We start from the raw sequence: 22,227 nt of genomic DNA, 5'->3' as shown, positions 1-22,227 counted from the left end.
AATATTTTTTATGACAATAAAAGTTAGGAATGCTATGAAAAGTATTGGTTTACTTTCACTGCTATTATTGTTGGTAGTTGCCTGTTCTGATGATGATTTAAACAGTATTGACGCTGGTTTTATTGATAATTTAAATTTTGTTACAAAAGATACTGTTTTTGAGGTAGCGTTTGATGACGAATATATTGATAGCGTAGAGTCCGAATTGAATGGCCAGTTTTTATTGGGTGTTTATGACGAAGAGGCTGTAGGTAAAATAAGATCTTCTTTTGTGTCACAGCTTATGCTTCCGGATACCATTGAGTTCTATTCAGAGATAATTCATCCAGATACGATAGTTACAAGGCATATGGATGGAGTTATTCTAACTATTCCTTATCATTCTAGTGTAAGATTAGTAGAAGAAGATGGGAATATTTTCCAATTAGATTCTGTTTTTGGTAAAAGCTCAACAGATGTAGATGACAATGTAATATATGAAGGTTTCAATGTAAAAGTGCATGAGCTTGCTACCTTTTTGAATCCTTTAGATCCATCAGATCCTTCTTCTGTGAATAAATATTATTCAAATAGAGATTATGATGTAGATGCTTTGTTAAGAGATGAGGCTGCTATTAGCATTTCTCCTTTGGATACAGCAGCTTATTTTACAAAGTCCTTAACAGGAGATATATGGAGAACTTCATTTTCTGATAAGTCGCCGTTTATGTCTGTGTCTTTAGATCCTGGGTATTTTGAAACGAAGTTATTGAGTATTCTTCCAGAAAAAGATGGTACTGTTCCAGATGATCTTCAAAGTCAAGAAAGTTTTATACGTTATATGAAAGGACTCTATGTTGAAGTTACTTCAACAGTAGGGGCTTCAACTGTTACTTTTCCGTTGACAAATGCTTCTGTAGATATGCATTATTCAAATGTGATTTCTCTGGTATCAACAGGGATGAATATTGATACAATAGCTGCTGTTAGAAGATTTGATTTAGGGGGAGTGAAAGCAAATAAACACGAGCCTCTAGAAAAAGCTTCTTATCCGAGAGACTCAGATAAAATTTATATTCAAGGGACTGCAGGTTCATTGTCTAATGTTAAATTGTTTGATTATGATGATCAACCTGGCAATGAGACAATCGTAAGTGATGAGTTGAGAGATTTACGTGATTTAGCAAATGATGATGATGACAATATGTTATGGTTGATCAATGAAGCGAATCTTTTGTTCTATACGGATGGAGAGGATAAGCCAAGTGTTGATAAATTATTCTTGTATAAAAAAGTTCCCTCTATCAACGGGGCTCTTCCTTACAATTCTCAATTGTTAGATTATATTACTGCCTCTAACTTGTCAGTTATTGATGGTGATTTGACAGAAGAGGTTGATGAAGAAGGTAAAACAAGTTATTACTATAAATTTAAAATTACTGATTATATGACCGATTTGCTGTCTGGTAAAGATGCAAGTGGTGCGGTTAATAATCGAAATGTAGATAATTTTGGATTGAAAATTTACAATCCGGGAGATTATCCAACCTCTACCATTGATTCATTGGTAAGAACTCCAAACTGGAACCCAAGAGGGGTTGTTTTGTTCGGAGGTACGGGAGATGGTGATACAGATACTAAAAGGGTAAAATTAAATATCAATTACTCATATCAAAACAGATAAAAATACATTGCTATGTGTGGAATTACTGGGTATATAGGAGCAAGAGCTGCCTATCCTATTGTTATAAAAGGTTTACAGAGATTAGAATATAGAGGTTACGATAGTGCCGGTTTGATGTTGTATAATAACGGCGAATCAACTGTTTTTAAAACCAAAGGAAAGGTAATTGACTTACAGGGAATTGTGAGTGAAGAGAATCAGAAAGGAAATATTTGTATAGGGCATACAAGATGGGCTACACATGGTATTCCTAATGATGTGAATTCTCATCCTCATGTTTCAAATTCAGGAAATATTACGATAATTCATAATGGGATTATTGAAAATTACGACACTATTAAAAAGGAGTTAACTCAGAGAGGTTATGTTTTTAAAAGTGATACGGATACTGAAGTCCTTGTAAATCTAATTGAAGAAGTACAGATTCAAGAAAATTGTCCATTGGCAAAAGCAGTGCAGTTGGCCTTGAATGACGTGATTGGAGCTTATGCTATTGCAGTCTTTGATAAAAGAGATGACAAAAAAATTGTTACGGCAAAATTAGGTTCTCCCTTGGCTATCGGGATTGGTGAAAATAACGAAGAGTTTTTTATTGCCTCAGATGCTTCTCCATTTATTGAGTATACTAAAAATGCAATTTATTTGCAGGACGAAGAGCTTGCGATTGTAGAGAAGGGGAAAGCAATTGAAGTGCGTAAAATACATGATGATTCTTCGGTGGAGCCAGAAATTCATGCTTTAAAATTAAATTTAGCTCAAATAGAGAAAGAAGGTTTTGATCACTTTATGTTGAAAGAAATCTTTGAGCAGCCAAAAGCTATTGTTGATACTTATAGAGGAAGGTTGTTGGCTAATGAAGGTATTATAAGAATGGCCGGTGTTGAAGAATACATCGATCGTTTTAAAAATGCCAATAGAATTATTATCATTGCTTGTGGGACCTCTTGGCATGCTGGTTTGGTTGCAGAGTATTTGTTTGAAGACATTGCTAGAATTCCGGTTGAAGTTGAATATGCTTCTGAGTTCCGTTATAGAAATCCTATCATTACTGAGAAAGATGTAGTGATCGCTATTTCTCAATCTGGTGAAACTGCTGATTCTTTAGCGGCTATTAAAATGGCAAAGGCAAGTGGAGCTTATGTGTTTGGTGTTTGTAATGTCGTTGGGTCTTCTATTGCCCGTGAATCGCATTCAGGTGCATATACACATGCGGGTCCAGAGATTGGAGTGGCTTCTACAAAGGCATTTACTACACAGATTACCTTGCTGACCTTGATGGCTTTGAAATTAGGGAAAGAAAAAGGAATTTTGGCGAATTCTGATTTTCATGCGTATCTTCAAAATATGGAATTGATCCCATCAAAAGTGGAGGTGTTACTGAAACAAAATGAGATTATTAAAAATATTGCTTCTGAGTTTGCTGAAACACCAAGTTGTTTGTTTTTAGGGAGAGGGTATAATTTCCCAGTTGCCTTAGAAGGAGCTTTGAAGTTAAAAGAGATTTCATATATCCATGCAGAGGGCTATCCGGCTGCTGAAATGAAACACGGTCCTATTGCTTTGATTGAAGATGGTTATCCCGTAATTGTGGTAGCAATAAACAAAGGGCATTATGAAAAAGTGGTGAGTAATATCCAAGAGATTAAATCACGTAAAGGAAAAATAATAGCTGTGGTTACCGAAGGAGATGTAACTGTCAAAGAAATGGCAGATCATGTTATTGAGATTCCAGAGGTAGATGAGGCTTTGAGTCCTTTGTTGACAACAATTCCATTGCAGTTATTGTCATATCATGTGGCTGTATTAAGAGGTTGTAACGTAGATCAACCAAGGAATTTAGCAAAATCTGTTACTGTAGAGTAGTAGCAATTTTCATAAAATAAACAAATCCCGATACGGCTGTGTATCGGGATTTTTGTTTTAAAATAATTCTTGAATATTGGTGGTGAAAAGTTTTATGGCAATAGCAAGTAGAATGACACCAAATATTTTTCTTATGATTTGAATTCCAGTATCTCCAATCAGTCTTTCAATATAAACCGAGGTTTTTAATACAGTATAAATCAGCAGTATGTTGATGAGTACAGCGATTATAATATTCTGTATGTGAAACTCGGCTCTTAGGGATAATAATGTAGTAAGACTTCCAGGTCCGGCAATTAGTGGAAATGCAATTGGGAAAATGGAGGTTGTGTTGGCTGCGTTTTCATCATCTTTGTATAATTTGATTCCTAAAATCATTTCCAAAGCAATGAAAAATAAAATTAAGGAACCTGCAACAGCGAAAGAATTGACATCAATACCGATATAGGTAAGCAGTTTTTTTCCAAGAAAAAGAAATAGGATCATAATAATACCAGAGATTATTGCGGCTTTTTCAGATTCTATTTTTCCTGACTTTTTCCTTAGATCTATGATCACAGGGATGTTTCCGATAACATCAATGACAGCAAAAAGCACCATAAAGGCAGTGAATATTTCTTTCAAATTGAATTCCATGGAGAAGGTTTATAGGTGTTATGTGAATTTACAAAAAATAAAAGCGAATTAATTTTGAAGAAATCCATGGGTTTTTTTCCAATTGAATCAGTATTTTTGCGTCATGTTTCAGTTAGGAAAAACCATAGTATCAGAAGATATCATTGAAAAGGATTTTGTTTGTAATCTTTCTGCGTGTAAAGGAGAGTGTTGTGTTGCAGGTGATGCAGGCGCTCCTTTAGAGGAGAGTGAGTTGCAAATCATGAAAGATATTTATAAAGACGTCAAACCTTTTTTAAGAGAAGAAGGAATAAAAGCAATTGAAGAACAGGGTGTTTATACGACAAACGATTATGGTGAACATGAAACAACTTTAATAGATGGTGCAGATTGTGCTTATGTTATTTTTGATGATAAGAATACTGCTCTTTGTGGGATTGAAGAGGCCTATAATAGTGGTTTGATAAGCTGGAAAAAGCCAGTTTCTTGTCATTTATATCCCATTCGTGTTCGTGAATATTCTGAATTCTCAGGAGTGAATTATGATAAATGGGAAATTTGTGATGATGCCTGTTCTTTGGGTCAAGAGTTGCAGGTTCCAGTTTATAAATTTGTAAAACAAGCCTTGATTAGAAAATTTGGGGAAGATTGGTATGCCGAGTTGGAAAAAGTTGCAGAAGGACTTAAAAATAAGTCAAAATAATGTAACAAAAATAGCGTGTCGTAGAAAGTGTTGCGATATTGTTTAGAGGATCGATTATGGTCGTAATTATGTAGATTTCACGTCGTTTTAGATGGGTTTTTTCCTGTGTTTTGATAGTTGTTTTTCTTTAAATTTGAATCGATTAGATTCTCCAAAAACTTTATTTTTTTTATTGATTTTCTAGGTTTAAGCAGGAGTTTTGAACTCTTGTAATATCAGTAGTTTAGCTGTTTTTGTGTAGGTTAAATGCTTGTTATATAGGTTTTTGTGATGTGTGTTGAAAATCGTAAAAAAGGAGTTTTTTACATGTATTGTTAAGAACTTCATGCTTTTGTGAATAAGTAAGACTTTCATTTAGCGGCAATTTTTCCAATCTTTGTGAAGCACAATAAAATGATTTAATTACTTCCTTAAAATATTCTTTAAAAAATGTCTCAAATAGAACCTATTTTACAGCCGAATGACAACAGATTTGTGATTTTTCCTATCCAGCACCAAGATATTTGGGAATGGTATAAAAAACAAGAAGCTAGTATTTGGACAGCTGAAGAAATAGATTTACACCAAGATGTAATTGATTGGGAAACGAAATTAAGCGATGATGAACGTTATTTTATCAAACATATTTTGGCGTTTTTTGCCGCATCTGATGGAATTGTAAATGAAAATTTAGCCGAGAATTTTGTGACTGAAGTGCAGTATTCTGAGGCGAAATTCTTTTATGGATTTCAAATCATGATGGAGAATATTCATTCAGAGGTATATTCATTATTGATTGATACTTATGTGAAAGATGAGTCTGAAAAAGATCAATTATTTAGAGCTATTGAAATTTTCCCTGCGATTAAATTGAAAGCTGAGTGGGCTTTGAAGTGGATAGAGTCTGATTCTTTTGCAGAGAGATTGATTGCCTTTGCTGCGGTTGAGGGGATTTTCTTCTCGGGTAGTTTCTGTTCAATCTTCTGGTTGAAGAAAAGAGGATTACTTCCTGGATTGGCGTTTTCAAATGAGTTGATTTCAAGAGATGAAGGATTGCACTGTGATTTTGCTGTGCATTTGCATAACAATCACATAGTAAATAAAGTTCCTAAAGAGAGAATCACAGAGATTATTGTAGATGCGTTGAATATAGAGCGTGTGTTTATTACAGAATCACTTCCTGTTAGTTTGATTGGGATGAATGCAAAATTAATGACTCAATATCTAGAGTTTGTTACGGATAGACTTTTATCAGAGTTTGGATGTGATAAAGTGTATGGATCTTCAAATCCATTCGATTTTATGGATATGATTTCTTTGGAAGGGAAAACAAATTTCTTCGAGAAAAGAGTATCTGAGTACCAAAAAGCAGGTGTGAAATCTGGAGGTACAGGAGCAATCAGTTTTGACGCTGATTTTTAAATAATAGCGAATACATATTTTCTCTAAGAAAAAATTAGAGAAATTTTAATAAGTTAATTCGGCCCTAAGAAGCTGGAGGAGGGATTTTAGCCCCTAGAGTTAAAAAATACAAATCAAAAAAACCACAAAGATGTTCGTAGTAAAAAGAGACGGGAAGAAGGAATTAGTAATGTTCGATAAGATCACTGCTAGAATTAGGAAAATTTGTTATGGATTAAATCCATTAGTTGACCCGGTTAAGGTTGCTATGCGAGTAATTGAAGGTTTGTATGATGGAGTAACTACTTCTGAGTTAGATAATCTAGCTTCTGAAATTGCGGCTACAATGACTACGGCTCATCCTGATTATGCAAAATTAGCGGCACGTATTTCTGTGTCTAATTTACATAAAAACACAAAGAAAGTTTTTTCTGAAGTAATGGATGATTTGTATACATACATCAACCCTAGAACGGGAAATGATGCTGCTTTATTGGCAGATGATGTATACCAAATTATTAAAGACAACGCTGCTTTATTAGATTCAACACTTATTTATAGTAGAGATTTTAACTATGATTATTTCGGGTTTAAAACCTTGGAGCGTTCTTATTTATTGAAATTAAATGGAGAAATAGCTGAACGTCCACAGCATATGTTGATGCGTGTGGCTATTGGAATTCATAAAGAAGATATTGAAGCTGCCATTGAAACGTATGAGTTGATGAGTAAAAAGTTTTTTACGCATGCAACGCCTACTTTGTTTAACTCAGGTACACCGAAACCACAAATGTCTTCTTGTTTCTTATTGCAGATGCAAGATGATAGTATTGATGGGATTTATGATACATTAAAACAAACAGCTAAGATTTCTCAATCGGCAGGAGGAATTGGTTTGTCTGCTCATAATGTAAGAGCTACAGGTTCTTATATTAGAGGTACAAATGGTACTTCAAATGGAATTATTCCAATGTTAAAAGTGTACAATGATACTGCTAGATATGTAGATCAAGGTGGAGGAAAACGTAAAGGTTCTTTCGCTATTTACTTAGAACCTTGGCATGCAGATGTAGTTGACTTTTTAGATTTACGTAAAAATACAGGAGCTGAAGAGAAACGTGCTCGTGATTTATTCTTAGCACTTTGGATTCCAGATTTGTTTATGAAACGTGTGGAAGAAGATGGAAACTGGACGTTAATGTGTCCAAATGAATGTCCAGGCTTGTATGATACTTATGGTGATGAGTTTGAAAAATTATACGTAGGTTACGAAGAAAAACAAAAAGGGCGTAAAACAATCAAAGCACGTGAACTTTGGGAGCGTATTCTAGAATCTCAAATTGAAACAGGAAACCCTTATATGTTGTATAAAGATGCAGCAAATAGAAAATCGAATCAGAAGAATTTAGGAACGATTCGTTCTTCAAATTTATGTACAGAAATTATGGAGTATACAGCCAAAGACGAAGTTGCTGTATGTAATTTAGCTTCTATTTCTTTACCTATGTTCGTTTCTGAAAATGCAGAAGGGGTGAAGTTTTTTGATCATAAAAAACTGTATAAAATCACGAAGAAAGTTATACGAAACTTAAATACTGTAATTGATAGAAATTACTATCCAATAAAAGAGGCTGAAAATTCTAATATGCGTCATAGACCTGTTGGTTTAGGAGTGCAAGGATTGGCAGATGCTTTTATCATGTTACGTATGCCTTTTACTTCTGATGAAGCTAAAAAATTAAATCAAGAAATATTCGAAACATTGTATTTTGCTTCTGTAACTTCTTCTATGGAGATTGCAAAAGTTGATAAACCATATTCTTCTTATGAAGGTTCTCCAATGTCTAAAGGAGAATTCCAATTTAATATGTGGGGGGTTTCTGAAACAGAATTGAGTGGTAATTGGGACTGGGTTAAGTTGCGTAAAGATGTTAAAAAACATGGAGTTCGTAATTCACTACTAATGGCTCCAATGCCAACGGCATCAACTTCTCAAATTTTAGGAAATAACGAAGCATTTGAACCTTATACGTCTAATATCTATACACGGAGAGTGTTGTCTGGTGAGTTTATCGTTGTAAACAAGCATTTGTTAGAAGATTTAGTAGGACTTGGGTTATGGGACAATGCAATGAAAGAAGATATCATGAGAGCAAATGGATCTATCCAGCATATTGATGTGATTCCTCAGGATATTAAAGACTTGTATAAGACAGTATGGGAATTGAGTATGAAAGATATTATTGATATGTCTCGTCAGAGAGGGTACTTTATTGATCAATCTCAATCATTGAACTTGTTTATGGAAGATGCGGATTACTCTAAGTTAACTTCAATGCATTTTTATGCTTGGAAATCTGGATTAAAAACAGGAATGTACTATTTGAGAACGAAATCAGCAGTAAATGCAATTAAATTCTCTTTAGCTACAGATAAAAAAGCTGAAGCTCCGGGAGTTGCAGCACCGGTAGCAGCAGAAACTGTTCAAGATGCTCCATTAACAGCAGAAGAATTAAAACAAATGATTATTCAATCTCAAAACAATCCTGACGATTGTGAGATGTGTGGATCTTAATTGATATCAAAATAAATAAAAAAAAGGAACTCTGTTATGAGTTCCTTTTTTTGTTTAAGGAAAGAATTTATAAGATATCAAATTGTATATTAGCAAGACCATAAAACAAAGACTAAACATGAATTGGGAGCAGTTACTGTCCTTAAAAAGGGCTGGAGATAAAGAGAAGAGAGAACGAAATAAACAAGATGAAACAAGATTAGGTTTTGAAGTTGATTTTGACAGAATTGTATTCTCATCATCCTTTAGAAGTTTACAAGATAAAACACAGGTAATACCCGTTTCTGAAACAGATTTTGTACATACAAGATTAACCCATAGTATGGAAGTTTCTGTTGTAGGAAGGTCTTTAGGGCGAATCGTAGGACAGAAAGTAATTGAAAAATATCCCCATTTAAAAGAATTGGGATATACATTCAATGATTTTGGTGCTATTGTAGCCGCAGCCGCTTTAAGTCATGATATTGGAAACCCGCCTTTTGGGCATAGTGGTGAAAAAGCCATTGGTGAATATTTTAAATCAGGAGATGGCGAGCAATACAAGTCGCATTTAACCGATAAACAGTGGCAAGATTTCGTCGATTTTGAAGGGAATGCAAATGGATTCAAAATTTTATCAGAAGGAAACATGGATTCTGGTCTTAGGCTCTCCTATGCTACTTTAGGTGCTTTTATGAAGTATCCAAAAGAATCTCTTCCCAAGAAACCAACAAAGCATATTGTTGATAAGAAATATGGTTTTTTTCAATCTCAAAAAGAGTTTTTTAAGGATGTAGTAGATGATTTGGGGTTAAAAGCACTAAGGGGAGGAGAAGATCTTGCTTATAATAGACATCCTCTTTCTTTTTTGGTAGAAGCTGCGGATGATATTTGTTATACTATTATCGATTTTGAAGATGGAATTAATCTAGGGCTGATTGAAGAGGAGTTTGCTTTGGAGTATTTGATAAAGTTGGTGAAGGATACAATTGATATTAAAAAGTATAATTCTTTACAATATAAAAAAGAACGTGTAAGCTACCTAAGAGCTTTGGCAATTGGAACTTTGATACAAGAAGCTGTTCGAGTATTTTTAGAAAATGAAGAAGCCATTTTAAAAGGAGAATATGGAGTTTCTTTATTGGATAAATGTAAGTATGAAGCACAAATAAACGATATTATTCAAATTAGTATTGATAAGATATACAACAGTAATAATGTTGTTGAAAAGGAAGTGGCCGGATATAAGATAATTGCAGATCTATTGGATGTATTTATTACTGCAACGAATAATATGTATGCAGGGGAACCTTCTAATTATGATAAATTGATTTTTAAATTGTTGCCTGAAAGTTGTAGAAATCTTTCCGACTCAATTTATGATAGAATTATGATGGTTTGCAGTTATATCGCAGGGATGTCTGATGGATATGCCATCTTGTTACATAAAAAAATTAGTGGAACCGCAATTTAATAGAACAGCTATGAAAAAGATATTAAGTGTCGCGGGTCTATTGTTGTTTGTTTTCGCATTCTTTCAATTTAATAGAGATATTTTTAAAGACTCAAAACAAAAGCACATTGAGTTTTTAGAAAATTCACCCTTCAAACATACGCTTAAGTTATCGAAGAAGGAAAGGAAAGGGCAAGGTTTACCACCTAATAAATATTTTGAACGTGAATGGGAATTGACGATGAACCCATCTACAGGAAAACCAGAACCAGAAAAAGTTTTACAACTACAGCAAAAATTATCCAAAAGAGGCCCTTTACAAAAAGTACCCGGAGATGCAATGGACAATAAATGGGTAGAAAGAGGACCAAATAATGTTGGTGGTAGAACTAGAGTTTTGTTGTTTGATCCAAATGATACAACTCATAAGAAAGTTTATGCTGGTGCCGTGAGTGGTGGACTATGGGTAAATCTAGATATTACAAATGCAAACGCGAGTTGGACTCAAGTTACTGGAGTTCCCAGTAATATGAATGTTTCCTGTATTACTGTAGACCCTAGAGATAGCAGTACTTGGTATTTGGGTACAGGTGAACAATATACTTTTGGGGCAGCTGTTGGAAATGGAGTTTATAAAACAACGGATGGAGGTTCGAGTTGGCAACAAATAAACATTGTAGCAGAAGGACCTGGTGATTTATCAGGTACTTTTAGTAAACTCTTAGAAGGAATTTATTATATCAATGATATTGTGGCTTGGGATAATGGAACTAACACCGAGATCTTTGTAGGTGTCGGAAGTCATTTCTATGGAGACTCTAATGACCCTAACAATAATTTGGGGCCTCAATCAGCAGGATTGTATAGGTCTATTAATGGTGGAAACTCATGGTCTCGTATATCGGATGCTTCCATGGCTTATACTATAAGTAGTTTTACTTTTTATTATATTCCAAATGATATTGAGATCGGAGCTGACAATAAACTTTGGTTAGGATGTATTGCGACTCCAGATTTTGGGTTCTCCGGTGCAGGTGCTGTTTTTAGTTCCGTTGATGGTGAAAATTGGAGTTTGATGACAACCTTAGCAAATTCGAATAGAGTTGAATTGGCGGTGTCCAACTCTAATGCTAATAAACTATATGCGCTAACTCAAGGTACCACTTCTAGTGGACCTCATATCTATGGAACTACTGATGGTTTTAGTTCCGTTTCGGAATTATCAAAGCCCAATGATGCTGATCCAGATATCCCTGAAAATGATTTTACAAGAGGACAAGATTTTTATGATTTAATGATCGAAGTCGATCCGAATGATGATGATATTTTATATGTTGGTGGGATTAATTTGTTTAGATCGATAGATGGTGCAAGTAGTTGGAGTCAGATATCTAAATGGCACTCTGGAATTTCTGGTGGTTTTCCCGTAGTTCATGCAGATCAACATGCGATGACTTTTAGGCCTGGAGCTTCCAATGAAGCAGTTTTTGGAAATGATGGTGGTGTTTATTACTGTTCATCCCTTTCTACGGCAAATACAACAAGTTCAACAACAAATTCAGTGAATTCTGATTACAATGTTACTCAGTTTTATTACACAGCAATGGGACCAAATTCTTCTGAAGAATTTTTCTTAGGAGGAACTCAAGATAACGGGACGCCTTTTTTTTCAGATCCAACCAGTCAAAATTCTATCGATATAAGTGGAGGAGATGGAGCCGCTTGTTTCGTAGATCAAGTAGGTGCCTCATATTTGATTGTTTCTTATGTGTACAACAATTCATATGGTTTGTATAATTTTATTTTAAATGAATGGAGAACTATCAATAGTGATTCTGAAAATGACGGTGACTTTATAAATCAAGCTGCTTTGGACTCTAATTTGGATATATTATATACGAATGGTTCTTCAGGAAGTACTTCTAAATTATATAGATATTCCAATTTATTAAATATTTCCTCTACTGGATCAGCCTTGAAACGTTCTTTAACTGATGATTTGTTGGTGAGTTCACCTACAGCGATTACTGTTTCTAATTATACTACAACAAGTTCTACATTGTTAGTTGGAACCCAAACAGGGGAGTTGTTGAAAGTGACCAATGCCAATACAGATCCTATTTGGACAGATATTTCAGATTCTAATTTTTTAGGAAGTATTTCAGATGTTGAATTTGGAAATAGCGAAAATGAGATTTTTGTTTCTTTTCATAATTATGGTGTTTCTAGTATTTGGTATTCTAAAGATGGTGGAGCCACTTGGAGTGAAAAAGAAGGCGATTTACCGGATATTCCGGTAAAAGCAATTTTATCAAACCCAATTGAATCTGGTGAGGTAATTATAGGTACTGAATTAGGAGTATGGAAGACTACTAATTGGAATGATGCGAGTCCGACTTGGGAGCAGTCTTATAACGGAATGAGTGATGTGAAAGTTACAGATTTTGAATATAGGGCAGATGGATATGCTGTTATGGCGGCAACACATGGAAGAGGTTTGTTTTCGGGAGTTTTTACCGCTACCACGCCAACTTTTGCCTTGTCAACAACAGAGAGTTCTACTAAAATATTAGAAACAAAAGCAGTATCGTTCCAAGTTGATTATGAGGTTTTTGCTGGCTTTGATGAAGCTGTAGCTGTGTCAGTTTCAGGAAATCCAACAGGTTCAGTAGTTACTTTTAGTCCAGAGTCGCCAATCACAATGAATTCCAATGGATCTTTTGAATTTACAGTAACACCGAATGAAGAATATGAGACTAAAACTTATTCTTTAGAGGTTTCAGTTACATCTTCAAGTGAAACAAAGACAATAGGTGTGCTATTAGAAGTAGATTTGGATATTGACAATGATGGTTTGGATGCAAAAGATGATAATTGTATTGAGGTGGCTAATCCAGATCAATTGGATTCTGATAATGATGGTATGGGTGATGTTTGTGATGATGATGATGATAATGACGGAATTTTAGATTTCAATGATAATTCTCCTTTGGTTTCGAATCCTGATCAGTTGGATACGGATAATGATGGAGAGGGGGATGCGAGTGATACGGATGATGATAATGATGATATCCTTGATGATGATGATAATTGTCCACTTGTTTTTAATCCAGATCAATTGGATGTAGATGAAGATAATATTGGAGATATTTGTGATGATAACATCAAGATTGACCCAATACAACCCAAAGGGTTTACACCGAATAATGATGGAATCAATGATGAGTGGGTCATAGAAAAATTAGAAGAAATGTATCCAAATAACGAATTGGAGATCTATAACAGATCTGGTCAATTGGTCTATAAAGCGAAGCCTTATAAAAATGACTTTACCGGGGATTCCAATATACCTGGAAATATGCAAAAATTACCAGTAGGTTCTTATATGTATATTTTGAAATCAGGAGAACCTGTGGCAGATTTTTATCCTGAGGCCTATGTTAAAAAAGGTTGGATTTATTTAAAATATTAAAGTTAAAGAGATGAAAGAAATTAAATTTATACTTGGATTTTTCCTTCTTGGTGGAGCAATGTATGCTCAAGAAACGGCTCCAAATTATTTATTGTATAGGTACAATATGAATATATTAAACCCAGCATATGCAGGGGTGTCGGAAGACTCTGAAATTGGTTTGGGTTTTAGAAAACAAGCTTCTGATTTTGATGATTCAGCAACTACCCAGTATGCTTCCTTTTCTATGCCTTTAAAAAAGAATTTGGGGATCGGAGCCTCATTGGTCAATGACAAGGTTTTTATTACCAAGGAGACCAGTGTTGTAGTTGATGTCTCTTACAAACTACAAATGGATGCAGTGACAAATCTTTATTTAGGATTGAAAGCCGGTGGAGCGTTTCATAATATAGATTATAATTCTTTGGGAGTAAATGATCCTTTATTTAGCAGTAATGCAAGTACTTTTAGCCCACAAATGGGAGTTGGAGCTTATCTAAAGGGGGAGAGATATTTTATCAACGTATCCTCTCCAAATCTTATTCTTTCTGAAATCGAAAGTCCTAAATTAGATAATACAGGCGCGATCATATCTGAAAGTGTGGAAGAAAAGTTTCATGTGTATGTAGGTGGAGGCTATACTTTTAAGATCAATGAAAATATTGATCTTACACCTTCTGTATTTTCAAGGTTTGTTTCAAATGAAGATATGTTGTTAGATGTTTCTGCAGTAGCTGATTTTTCTAACAAAATTGAGGCTGGATTAACTTATAGAGTAGACACTTCTATAATTGGTTCTGTGATGTTGAAAGTGGTTAAAAAGACTTCCTTTGGTTATGCGTATGAATCAGTGACATCAGACTATAGTGTTGTTTCAACCGGAACTCATGAGTTTGTGGTTAGGTTCGTTTGGTAGTTTAGAAAGAGTAGACGATACCAACCCCTAGAAGCTGTTTCAATTGGATTTCTGGTTTTCCTGTTTCCTTATCAACCACATCATTATCAAAAACAATATGAGTACCAATATTGGCTTTTACAAACTTGTTTACGATAAGCTGTAAGTTCAATTCCCAGTCTACATCAATATTGGAAAAATCATTTAGGTAATCCGTATAAAGAATCAATTTATTGTTCATGACAATATTTTCCATAAGGTCATGTTTCCATTCACCAGTGGTCAAGATTCCAAACTCTATTTTTGATCTTTCGCCTTTGTTGACACCAAATGCACCTTGATTGGATAAAATTTCGTCATACACCAAAGTAGTTTTATTGGTTAATGGAGAAAGGTAAAGTTTGAAATCTTTATCTGGTGAGGTGTATTGCGATCCCACACCGACAAATATATATGCAGGGGCAAAGAATTTAGAAATGTAATCTTCTCTGTTTGGGTATTTGTAACCAGGAGCGTATTGGGTCCTGAAATTGAAACGCGCAGAATTATACCAATTTGAAGTGGCTGTTTTTCGATACCCAAAACTTGAAATAAATTCTATAACATCATCTGTTTTCCTTGTAGGTTCACCGTTTTCTTTGTTTAGACCAAAGCGACTATTGAAGCGGTTATTCCAAAACAAACGATCTCTTATATAGTTGAATTCAAAATCAACGGTAGTTATTCCTGCAATAGAATTTTCTCCCCCGGCACTCCAGTTTACAAAGGACGTTTGAGTCATTAAAAGTCCTAATGTTTTTTTAAAAGCCCATTGGGTAGTGGTTACTTTTTCTTTTTTTACCGGAGTAAGTGAATCTATTTCAACATGTGCGGATACCGAAAAGGTAAATAGCAGGTATAGTGTTGTAAATAGGGCTTGTCTCATGGTTTTGAAAAATCTAAGATATCAAAAAAAGTGCCAAATTGTTATAAAATATTTTTGATCTCCGTTTTAATACCTTCGTTGTCTAAGTTTATGGATTGTAAAAGTTCATAAGTGGTACCATGCTCGATGAATTCATCTGGAATCCCAAGTGTTTTGATTCGTTTGTTAGCGAAGTTGTTTTCTTGAGAAAATTCAATAATAGAACTTCCAAATCCACCTTTGATAGTGTTATCTTCTATGGTTAGAATACGGTCGAATTTGGTAAATATTGAATCCAATAGAGTTTTGTCAAGAGGTTTCACAAATAGCAAGTTGAAATGCGCAATTTTCTGTTTTTCAGTTTCCGGGAAAGTATCAATGATCTCCGAGATTCTTGTGCCTATGGTTCCAATAGAAAGAATTGCAACAGCGGTACCTTCTCTTAAAGTACGTCCTTTCCCAATAGGAATTTCTTCGAATGGCATTTGCCAGTTTTCAATGTTTCCTTTTCCTCTTGGATATCTAATTGTAATAGGGTTTTCTAGTTTCCCTAATTGGACGGTATAGAGTATATTTCTTAAGTCAATTTCATTTTGAGGTGCAAAAATAATCAAGTTAGGGATACACCTTAAATAACTAATATCAAAAACTCCATGATGTGTAGCTCCATCTTGTCCAACCAGACCGGCTCTATCAATACAAAAAATAACAGGTAGATTTTGAATGGCAACGTCATGAATTATTTGATCATAAGCACGTTGCAAAAACGTAGAATATATAGTGCAATAAGGAATTAATCCTTGGGTTGCCATTCCCGCTGCTAAGGTAACTGCATGTTGCTCTGCGATTCCAACATCAAATGCTCTTTCTGGGAGATCCTCAATCATATATTTTAAGGAACTACCTGTTGGCATTGCGGGTGTTATTCCCACTATTTTTTTATTCTGTTTTGCCAGTTCCAATAAAGTCAACCCGAAAACATCTTGGTATTTTGGAGCTTTATTTTCGCTTTTTTTGGGTAAAATTTCGCCGGTTAATTTGTCAAATTTTCCCGGAGCGTGGTATTTTATTTGCTCTTGTTCCGCTTGTTTAAGTCCTTTTCCTTTTGTGGTTACTATATGAAGAAATTTTGTGCCTTGAATCTTCCGTAACCTTTCTAATTCTTTTATTAATTTCGGTAAATCATGTCCATCAATAGGACCGGAATAATTGAAGTTTAGTGCTTCAATCATATTTCCTTTGGGAGCTTTTTGACCAATTTTAGCCTTCATGAGGTACTTTTTCAAAGCACCAACGCTTGGGTCAATTCCCATCGCGTTATCGTTCAAAATTACAAGTAAGTTGGCATCTGTAACTCCGGCATGATTCAAACCTTCAAATGCCATACCTGAGGCAATGGAAGCATCCCCGATAACTGCAATATGTTGGGTGTTGAAATCTCCTTTGATTTTAGAAGCCATGGCCATTCCCAAAGCAGCCGAAATTGAGGTAGATGAATGCCCTGTACCAAAAGAATCATAGGGACTTTCTGTTCTTTTCGGAAAACCACTCAAACCATTTAATTGGCGATTGGTGTGAAAATATTTTTTTCTGTCCGTTAATATTTTGTGCGCATATGCTTGGTGCCCAACATCCCAGATCAATGAATCTTTAGGAGTGTTGAAAACATAATGCAATGCAATCGTCAACTCTATAACCCCCAAACTGGCTCCGAGATGTCCTTCTTTGGTGGCAACAAAATCAATAATTGATTCCCGCAACTCTTTTGCAACAAAAGGCAAATCGCTTTGAGCAATTTTCCTTAAATCTTCTGGGTTTGCTATGTTATTTAATAAGGTTTTCGTCATAATTTGAACGAAACAAAGATACTATAATTTAATACAGTTTTATTCGTAGAAGTCTCTATAACTTAAAGGAATTCTTTATTTTTATCGATACTAATAAAAACAAACTTAGGCCTATGTTAAATCCTTTTGATGATACTTATTTTATGAAACGTGCCTTACAAGAAGCTCAAATTGCTTTTGATAAGAATGAGGTTCCTGTGGGGGCTGTCATTGTAAGTGATGGTAAAATAATAGCGAGAGGACATAATTTAACGGAAGCTTTAAATGATGTTACAGCGCATGCAGAAATGCAAGCTTTTACTGCTGCATCTGGTTTTTTAGGAGGTAAGTATTTAAAGGATTGTACCTTGTATGTAACCTTGGAGCCTTGCCAAATGTGTGCCGGAGCGAGCTATTGGACGCAAATAGGGAGGATTGTTTTTGGTGCTTCCGATGCTGTTAGAGGATTTGAAAAATACAAAACCGTATTACATCCTAAGACAAAAGTTACAAAAGGTATATTGGCAGATGAGTGTTCGTTGTTGTTGAAACGTTTTTTTATTGAGAAAAGAAATTTGAATTGATATGAAACTTAGCATTACTTATATAGAACTGAAACGACCCCTTTATTTTTTTTCATTGTCAATGCAGGCCATGAAAATTGTAAAACAGTTAAAGTTCACTACCTGCAAAAAGAATAAAAACATAGGTTTTTGGACAAAGCATTATACGATGACTTTATGGGAAGATGAGAATTCTATGAAGGAATTTGTGCGAAGTGGAGCGCATCTTGAAGCGATGAAAAATAGTTCAAAAATTGCAAAAGAAATAAAAGTGCTGACTATTGATAGTGATGGTTTTCTGCCTTGGAAAGAAGCGAAAAACAGGGTCGTAAATCAGAAAAATATTTTAAGGAATTAAATTAAGATTCTTCGTTTTTATTTTCAGGTCCTTGCATGTTTTTAAAGGAATATCTAGTTAAGTCTTTTCCTTTGTATCCAATGTAAATAAATAAAGGCAGCAGAACAAAAGCCAAAACCGAAACACCAATTCCAATAAGGAATTCTGCTTTTTCCGCTTGTATACTTTTCATATAAAGTCCGCTTCCAATGAGGCCAACAACAATTAAAAGAATAAGTTTGAGTGCTATTTTCATCTTAGTTGGTTACTTCAATTAATTTTCTTCTATAGGCTGTAAGTAATCTAGATTTAGAAATGAACCCCATATAGATTCCATTTTTTACTACAGGTAAATTCCATGCACCGCTATCTTGAAATTTTTTCATGATTTCTTTCATGGTATTTTTTTCGTAATCAATGATCCCTTTAGAATTTTGCATCAACTCCTGCACGGTAACTGTATCATATAGCGTTTGATCAAACATAATACCTCTGATATCATCTAAAAGAACAACTCCTAAGTATTGATTTTTGTCATTGACCACAGGGAAATTGTTTCTAGAAGATTTTGCTACAGCTTCTTTAACAACATATCCCAATTTCATTTCTGGCAATAGGGAGATGAAGTTAGTTTCAATGACTTTATCAATATCCATCAACATCAACACATTTTTGTCTTTGTCGTGTGTCATTAATTCTCCTTTTTTAGCCAATTCTGCAGCATATATATTGAAAGGAATGTATTTCTTAGTGATAAGATATGAAATGGCGGCAGTAATCATTAGTGGGATGAATAATTCATGTCCACTTGTAATTTCTGCAATTAAGAAAATTGCTGTAAGCGGTGCATGTAATACCCCTGCCATCAAACCGGCCATTCCCACTAAAGCAAAGTTTCCTGTTGATAATTGATGACTTGAGATGTTAAGAGTATTGAAAAATAATGCAAAAACAAATCCAGTTACACTACCTGTAAACAAAGTAGGAGCAAAGACTCCACCAACACCACCTGCTCCAAAAGTAATTGAGGTTGCGACTATTTTAAAAGCCACAAGACCGAGTAAAAATATGATGATCCACCAATTGTTTTCGGTTACAATTTCAAAATAATTTTGTCCGAATACTCCAGTTACATTGTTGTTTAATAGGTTATTGATAGTTTTGAAGCCCTCCCCGAATAATGGCGGAATAAAATAGACAATGATCCCCAGTCCGATACCTCCTATCAACAATCTTTTATATGGATTCGCAACCTTTGAGAAAAAGTCGCCAATCAAAAAATAAATTTTACTAAAATAGACAGAAATCAAACCACAGCTAACTCCAAGAGCCACATAATAGGCTGTGTCAATCAAGGTAAATTTATCGGTCAATTCAAACCTTAAGATCGAATTATCTCCCAAGAAAAAATAAGAGGTTAAAATAGCTGAAATCGAAGATAATAATAGAGGAATCAACGAGACCATGGTAAGGTCCAAACTAAAAATTTCAATGGCAAATACAATTGCTGCAATGGGTGCCTTAAAAATTGAAGACATGGCCGCGGCAGCTGCTGCTCCTATTAATAAAGTTCGTGTACTTCTGTTCAAATGAAACAGCCTAGATACATTAGAACCAATAGCAGCACTGGTAGCTACAGTAGGTCCCTCTAGTCCAACAGATCCACCAAAACCAACAGTTATGGGAGCTGTAAGAATGGAACTATACATTTTGTAACGCTCCATCAGGCCTTTCTTTTTTGAGATGGCATGAAGTGTTGAAGGGATTCCATGAGATACCCTATGTTTGATCACATACTTAATCATCAAAAGCGTCAACAACAATCCAATGATAGGAAATATGTAAAAAACAGATTGATAATTATGTACTTCCTCTTGAATAAGGTGCGTTAAGTTTTTAAGTGTAACCGCAGCCAAACCAGAAAGCAAACCAATAATGATACTAACAATATAAATAAATTGTTGGCTTGTTAGATGTTTGTATTTCCAAATTAAAAACTTGGTAATCAGGTTTTTTTTCTGTGGTGACATATACTGTGATCAATCAAAAATCCCACTTGGAAAAGTAGGATATTATGTTTATGCTTGTTCGTTATTTTCTTTTTCTAAAATGTTTAATTTCAAGCTTAGCTCAGTAAGTTGAGCATCATCTAATTCCGATGGTGCATCAATCATTACGTCTCTCCCTGAATTGTTTTTAGGGAATGCGATGAAATCTCTAATCGTTTCCTTTCCGGCAAGAATCGCAACCAATCTATCCAATCCGAAAGCCAAACCACCATGAGGCGGCGCTCCAAATTCAAAGGCGTCCATTAAGAATCCAAATTGAGCAGCAGCTTCTTCCTCTGAGAATCCTAAATGTTTCAACATGATTGCCTGTGTTGCTTTGTCATGGATACGAATCGATCCTCCTCCAATTTCATTTCCGTTCAATACTAAATCATAAGCATTGGCTTTTACAGCTCCTGGATCTGTATCTAACAATTCCAATTGACCGGGTTTAGGAGATGTAAAAGGATGGTGCATTGCATGATAATGTCCTGTTTCTTCGTCCAATTCAAGCAAAGGGAAATCTATGACCCATAATGGCGCAAATTCCTCTGGTTTTCTTAATCCTAAACGTTCTGCTAATTCCATACGCAAAGCACTCAATTGCGCTCTTACTTTGTTTGTGTCTCCGCAAAGAACACAAATCAAATCTCCTGGTTTAGCACCTGTTTTTTCTGCCCATGCAGCCAAGTCTTCTTGGTTGTAAAATTTGTCAACTGAAGATTTGAAAGAACCATCTTCATTGTATTTGGCATAAATCATTCCGGTAGCACCAACTTGTGGACGCTTTACCCATTTGATTAATTTATCAATTTCTTTTCTTGTATAGACTGCTCCACCTGGTACAGCAATTCCAACGACAAGTTCTGCTTCGTCAAAGATTTTAAACTCTCTGTGTTTAGAAACTTCGTTCAATTCTCCAAACTCCATTCCGAAACGAATATCAGGTTTGTCATTACCATAAGTTTTCATGGCATGATCAAAAGTCATTCTTGGGAAATCGCCAATTTCAACGTTGTTTACTTTTTTCAACAAATGACGTGTCAATCCTTCAAAAATATTTAAAACATCCTCTTGTTCAACAAAGGCCATTTCACAGTCAATTTGTGTAAACTCTGGTTGTCTGTCAGCTCGTAAATCCTCGTCTCTAAAACATTTTACAATTTGGAAATACTTATCCATTCCACCAACCATTAATAGTTGTTTGAATGTTTGAGGAGATTGTGGTAAAGCATAAAATTGACCTTCGTTCATTCTAGAAGGTACCACAAAATCTCTAGCTCCTTCTGGAGTTGATTTGATCAAGTATGGAGTTTCAACTTCAATAAACTCTTCGTTTGATAGAAAGTTACGAACCTCTTGAGTTACTTTAGATCTGAAGATCAAACTGTCTTTTACTGGATTTCTTCGGATATCTAAATAACGATATTTCATACGCAATTCTTCACCACCATCAGTTTCATCTTCGATGGTAAAAGGAGGAAGATTAGCTTCGTTTAAAATTGTCAATTCAGAAACTAAAATTTCTATTTCTCCAGTAGCAATTTTATCATTTTTAGATTGACGTTCTATAACAGATCCTTTCACTTGAATCACAAACTCTCTTCCTAAAGTTTTAGCTTGTTCGATGATAGCTTTGTCTGTACGATCAGCATCAAAAATTAGTTGAGTGATTCCGTAACGATCACGTAAATCCAACCAAATCATAAATCCTTTGTCGCGTATTTTTTGTACCCAACCAGATAAGATTACCTCTTGTCCAACATTTGAAATATTTAATTCACCGTTCGTATGACTTCTATACATCTATTACTTTATTTAAAAAGATAGGAATTCCCTATCTAAATGCGTTTAAAATTTGTTTCCCATTTGGGCTGTGCAAATTTAAGGATTTACTAGAAATAAGCTTAAGATTATCAATTGTTTTTATAAGTTTGTTAGATTCGTCTAATTGAGCTTAACAATATATACT

General features: G+C 34.8%; 16 protein-coding genes. 10 read left to right on the top strand and 6 right to left on the bottom strand.

Features of this window, described 5'->3' with window-relative positions:
- The first annotated feature begins 10 nt into the window (after nt 1–10).
- On the top strand, nt 11–1,663 hold the full coding sequence (locus tag P8H68_RS09280) for a DUF4270 family protein (protein ID WP_300323880.1): 1,653 nt from the start codon (nt 11–13) through the stop codon (nt 1,661–1,663).
- A gap of 12 nt (nt 1,664–1,675) precedes the next feature.
- On the top strand, nt 1,676–3,526 hold the full coding sequence (gene glmS, locus P8H68_RS09275; RefSeq protein ID WP_300323876.1) for a glutamine--fructose-6-phosphate transaminase (isomerizing): 1,851 nt from the start codon (nt 1,676–1,678) through the stop codon (nt 3,524–3,526).
- A 57-nt stretch (nt 3,527–3,583) separates the two neighbouring features.
- Here glmS and P8H68_RS09270 read toward each other — a convergent pair whose 3' ends face one another.
- Nucleotides 3,584–4,162 (bottom strand): MarC family protein, encoded by a 579-nt coding sequence (locus P8H68_RS09270; RefSeq protein ID WP_300323874.1) that lies wholly within the window; start codon nt 4,160–4,162, stop codon nt 3,584–3,586.
- A gap of 103 nt (nt 4,163–4,265) precedes the next feature.
- Here P8H68_RS09270 and P8H68_RS09265 point away from each other — a divergent pair, with 103 nt between their 5' ends.
- The 6 genes from P8H68_RS09265 to P8H68_RS09240 all read left to right on the top strand — a co-directional run bounded on the left by P8H68_RS09265 (nt 4,266) and on the right by P8H68_RS09240 (nt 14,598).
- Nucleotides 4,266–4,844 carry a DUF3109 family protein gene (locus P8H68_RS09265; RefSeq protein WP_300323872.1) on the top strand — a complete coding sequence of 193 codons (579 nt, stop codon included), beginning with the start codon at nt 4,266–4,268 and terminating at the stop codon, nt 4,842–4,844.
- Between the two features lie 429 nt (nt 4,845–5,273).
- Nucleotides 5,274–6,245 (top strand): ribonucleotide-diphosphate reductase subunit beta, encoded by a 972-nt coding sequence (locus P8H68_RS09260; protein ID WP_300323869.1) that lies wholly within the window; start codon nt 5,274–5,276, stop codon nt 6,243–6,245.
- 130 nt (nt 6,246–6,375) lie between these two features.
- The gene (locus tag P8H68_RS09255; protein ID WP_300323866.1) at nt 6,376–8,799 is read left to right on the top strand and encodes a ribonucleoside-diphosphate reductase subunit alpha; all 2,424 of its coding nucleotides are present in this window, start codon (nt 6,376–6,378) and stop codon (nt 8,797–8,799) included.
- A gap of 118 nt (nt 8,800–8,917) precedes the next feature.
- On the top strand, nt 8,918–10,252 hold the full coding sequence (locus tag P8H68_RS09250; RefSeq protein WP_300323862.1) for a deoxyguanosinetriphosphate triphosphohydrolase: 1,335 nt from the start codon (nt 8,918–8,920) through the stop codon (nt 10,250–10,252).
- Between the two features lie 10 nt (nt 10,253–10,262).
- Nucleotides 10,263–13,703 (top strand): gliding motility-associated C-terminal domain-containing protein, encoded by a 3,441-nt coding sequence (locus P8H68_RS09245; RefSeq protein ID WP_300323859.1) that lies wholly within the window; start codon nt 10,263–10,265, stop codon nt 13,701–13,703.
- A 10-nt stretch (nt 13,704–13,713) separates the two neighbouring features.
- Entirely contained in the window at nt 13,714–14,598 is an 885-nt protein-coding gene (locus P8H68_RS09240) for a type IX secretion system membrane protein PorP/SprF (protein WP_300323856.1), read from the top strand.
- Between the two features lies 1 nt (nt 14,599).
- On the opposite strand, the gene P8H68_RS09235 is transcribed toward P8H68_RS09240, so the two are convergent.
- Together P8H68_RS09235 and dxs are read right to left on the bottom strand one after the other, a co-directional pair.
- Nucleotides 14,600–15,502: a DUF3078 domain-containing protein gene (locus P8H68_RS09235; protein WP_300323853.1), complete on the bottom strand. Its 903-nt coding sequence runs from the start codon at nt 15,500–15,502 to the stop codon at nt 14,600–14,602.
- Between the two features lie 41 nt (nt 15,503–15,543).
- Nucleotides 15,544–17,328: a 1-deoxy-D-xylulose-5-phosphate synthase gene (gene dxs, locus P8H68_RS09230; protein ID WP_300323850.1), complete on the bottom strand. Its 1,785-nt coding sequence runs from the start codon at nt 17,326–17,328 to the stop codon at nt 15,544–15,546.
- A gap of 113 nt (nt 17,329–17,441) precedes the next feature.
- Here dxs and P8H68_RS09225 point away from each other — a divergent pair, with 113 nt between their 5' ends.
- Nucleotides 17,442–17,891, top strand: coding sequence for a nucleoside deaminase (locus P8H68_RS09225; RefSeq protein ID WP_300323847.1), 450 nt, complete (start codon nt 17,442–17,444; stop codon nt 17,889–17,891).
- Nucleotides 17,892–17,961: 70 nt separating this feature from the next.
- On the top strand, nt 17,962–18,228 hold the full coding sequence (locus tag P8H68_RS09220; protein WP_300323844.1) for a hypothetical protein: 267 nt from the start codon (nt 17,962–17,964) through the stop codon (nt 18,226–18,228).
- A gap of 1 nt (nt 18,229) precedes the next feature.
- On the opposite strand, the gene P8H68_RS09215 is transcribed toward P8H68_RS09220, so the two are convergent.
- The 3 genes from P8H68_RS09215 to aspS are packed head-to-tail and all read right to left on the bottom strand — an operon-like array spanning nt 18,230 to nt 22,061.
- Nucleotides 18,230–18,463 (bottom strand): hypothetical protein, encoded by a 234-nt coding sequence (locus tag P8H68_RS09215; RefSeq protein ID WP_300323841.1) that lies wholly within the window; start codon nt 18,461–18,463, stop codon nt 18,230–18,232.
- 1 nt (nt 18,464) lies between these two features.
- A complete protein-coding gene (locus P8H68_RS09210; protein ID WP_300323838.1) occupies nt 18,465–20,237 on the bottom strand; it encodes a chloride channel protein in 1,773 nt (590 codons plus the stop codon).
- Nucleotides 20,238–20,285: 48 nt separating this feature from the next.
- Nucleotides 20,286–22,061, bottom strand: a complete 1,776-nt coding sequence (gene aspS / locus P8H68_RS09205; protein WP_300323835.1) for an aspartate--tRNA ligase — start codon at nt 22,059–22,061, stop codon at nt 20,286–20,288.
- Between the last annotated feature and the right edge of the window lie 166 nt (nt 22,062–22,227).

Source organism: Flavicella sp. (assembly GCF_029238425.1).
Classification (GTDB): Bacteria; Bacteroidota; Bacteroidia; order Flavobacteriales; family Flavobacteriaceae; genus Flavicella.
The sequence above is the reverse complement of the archived record's forward strand: the minus strand, read 5'-3'. Positions and strand labels throughout refer to the sequence as shown.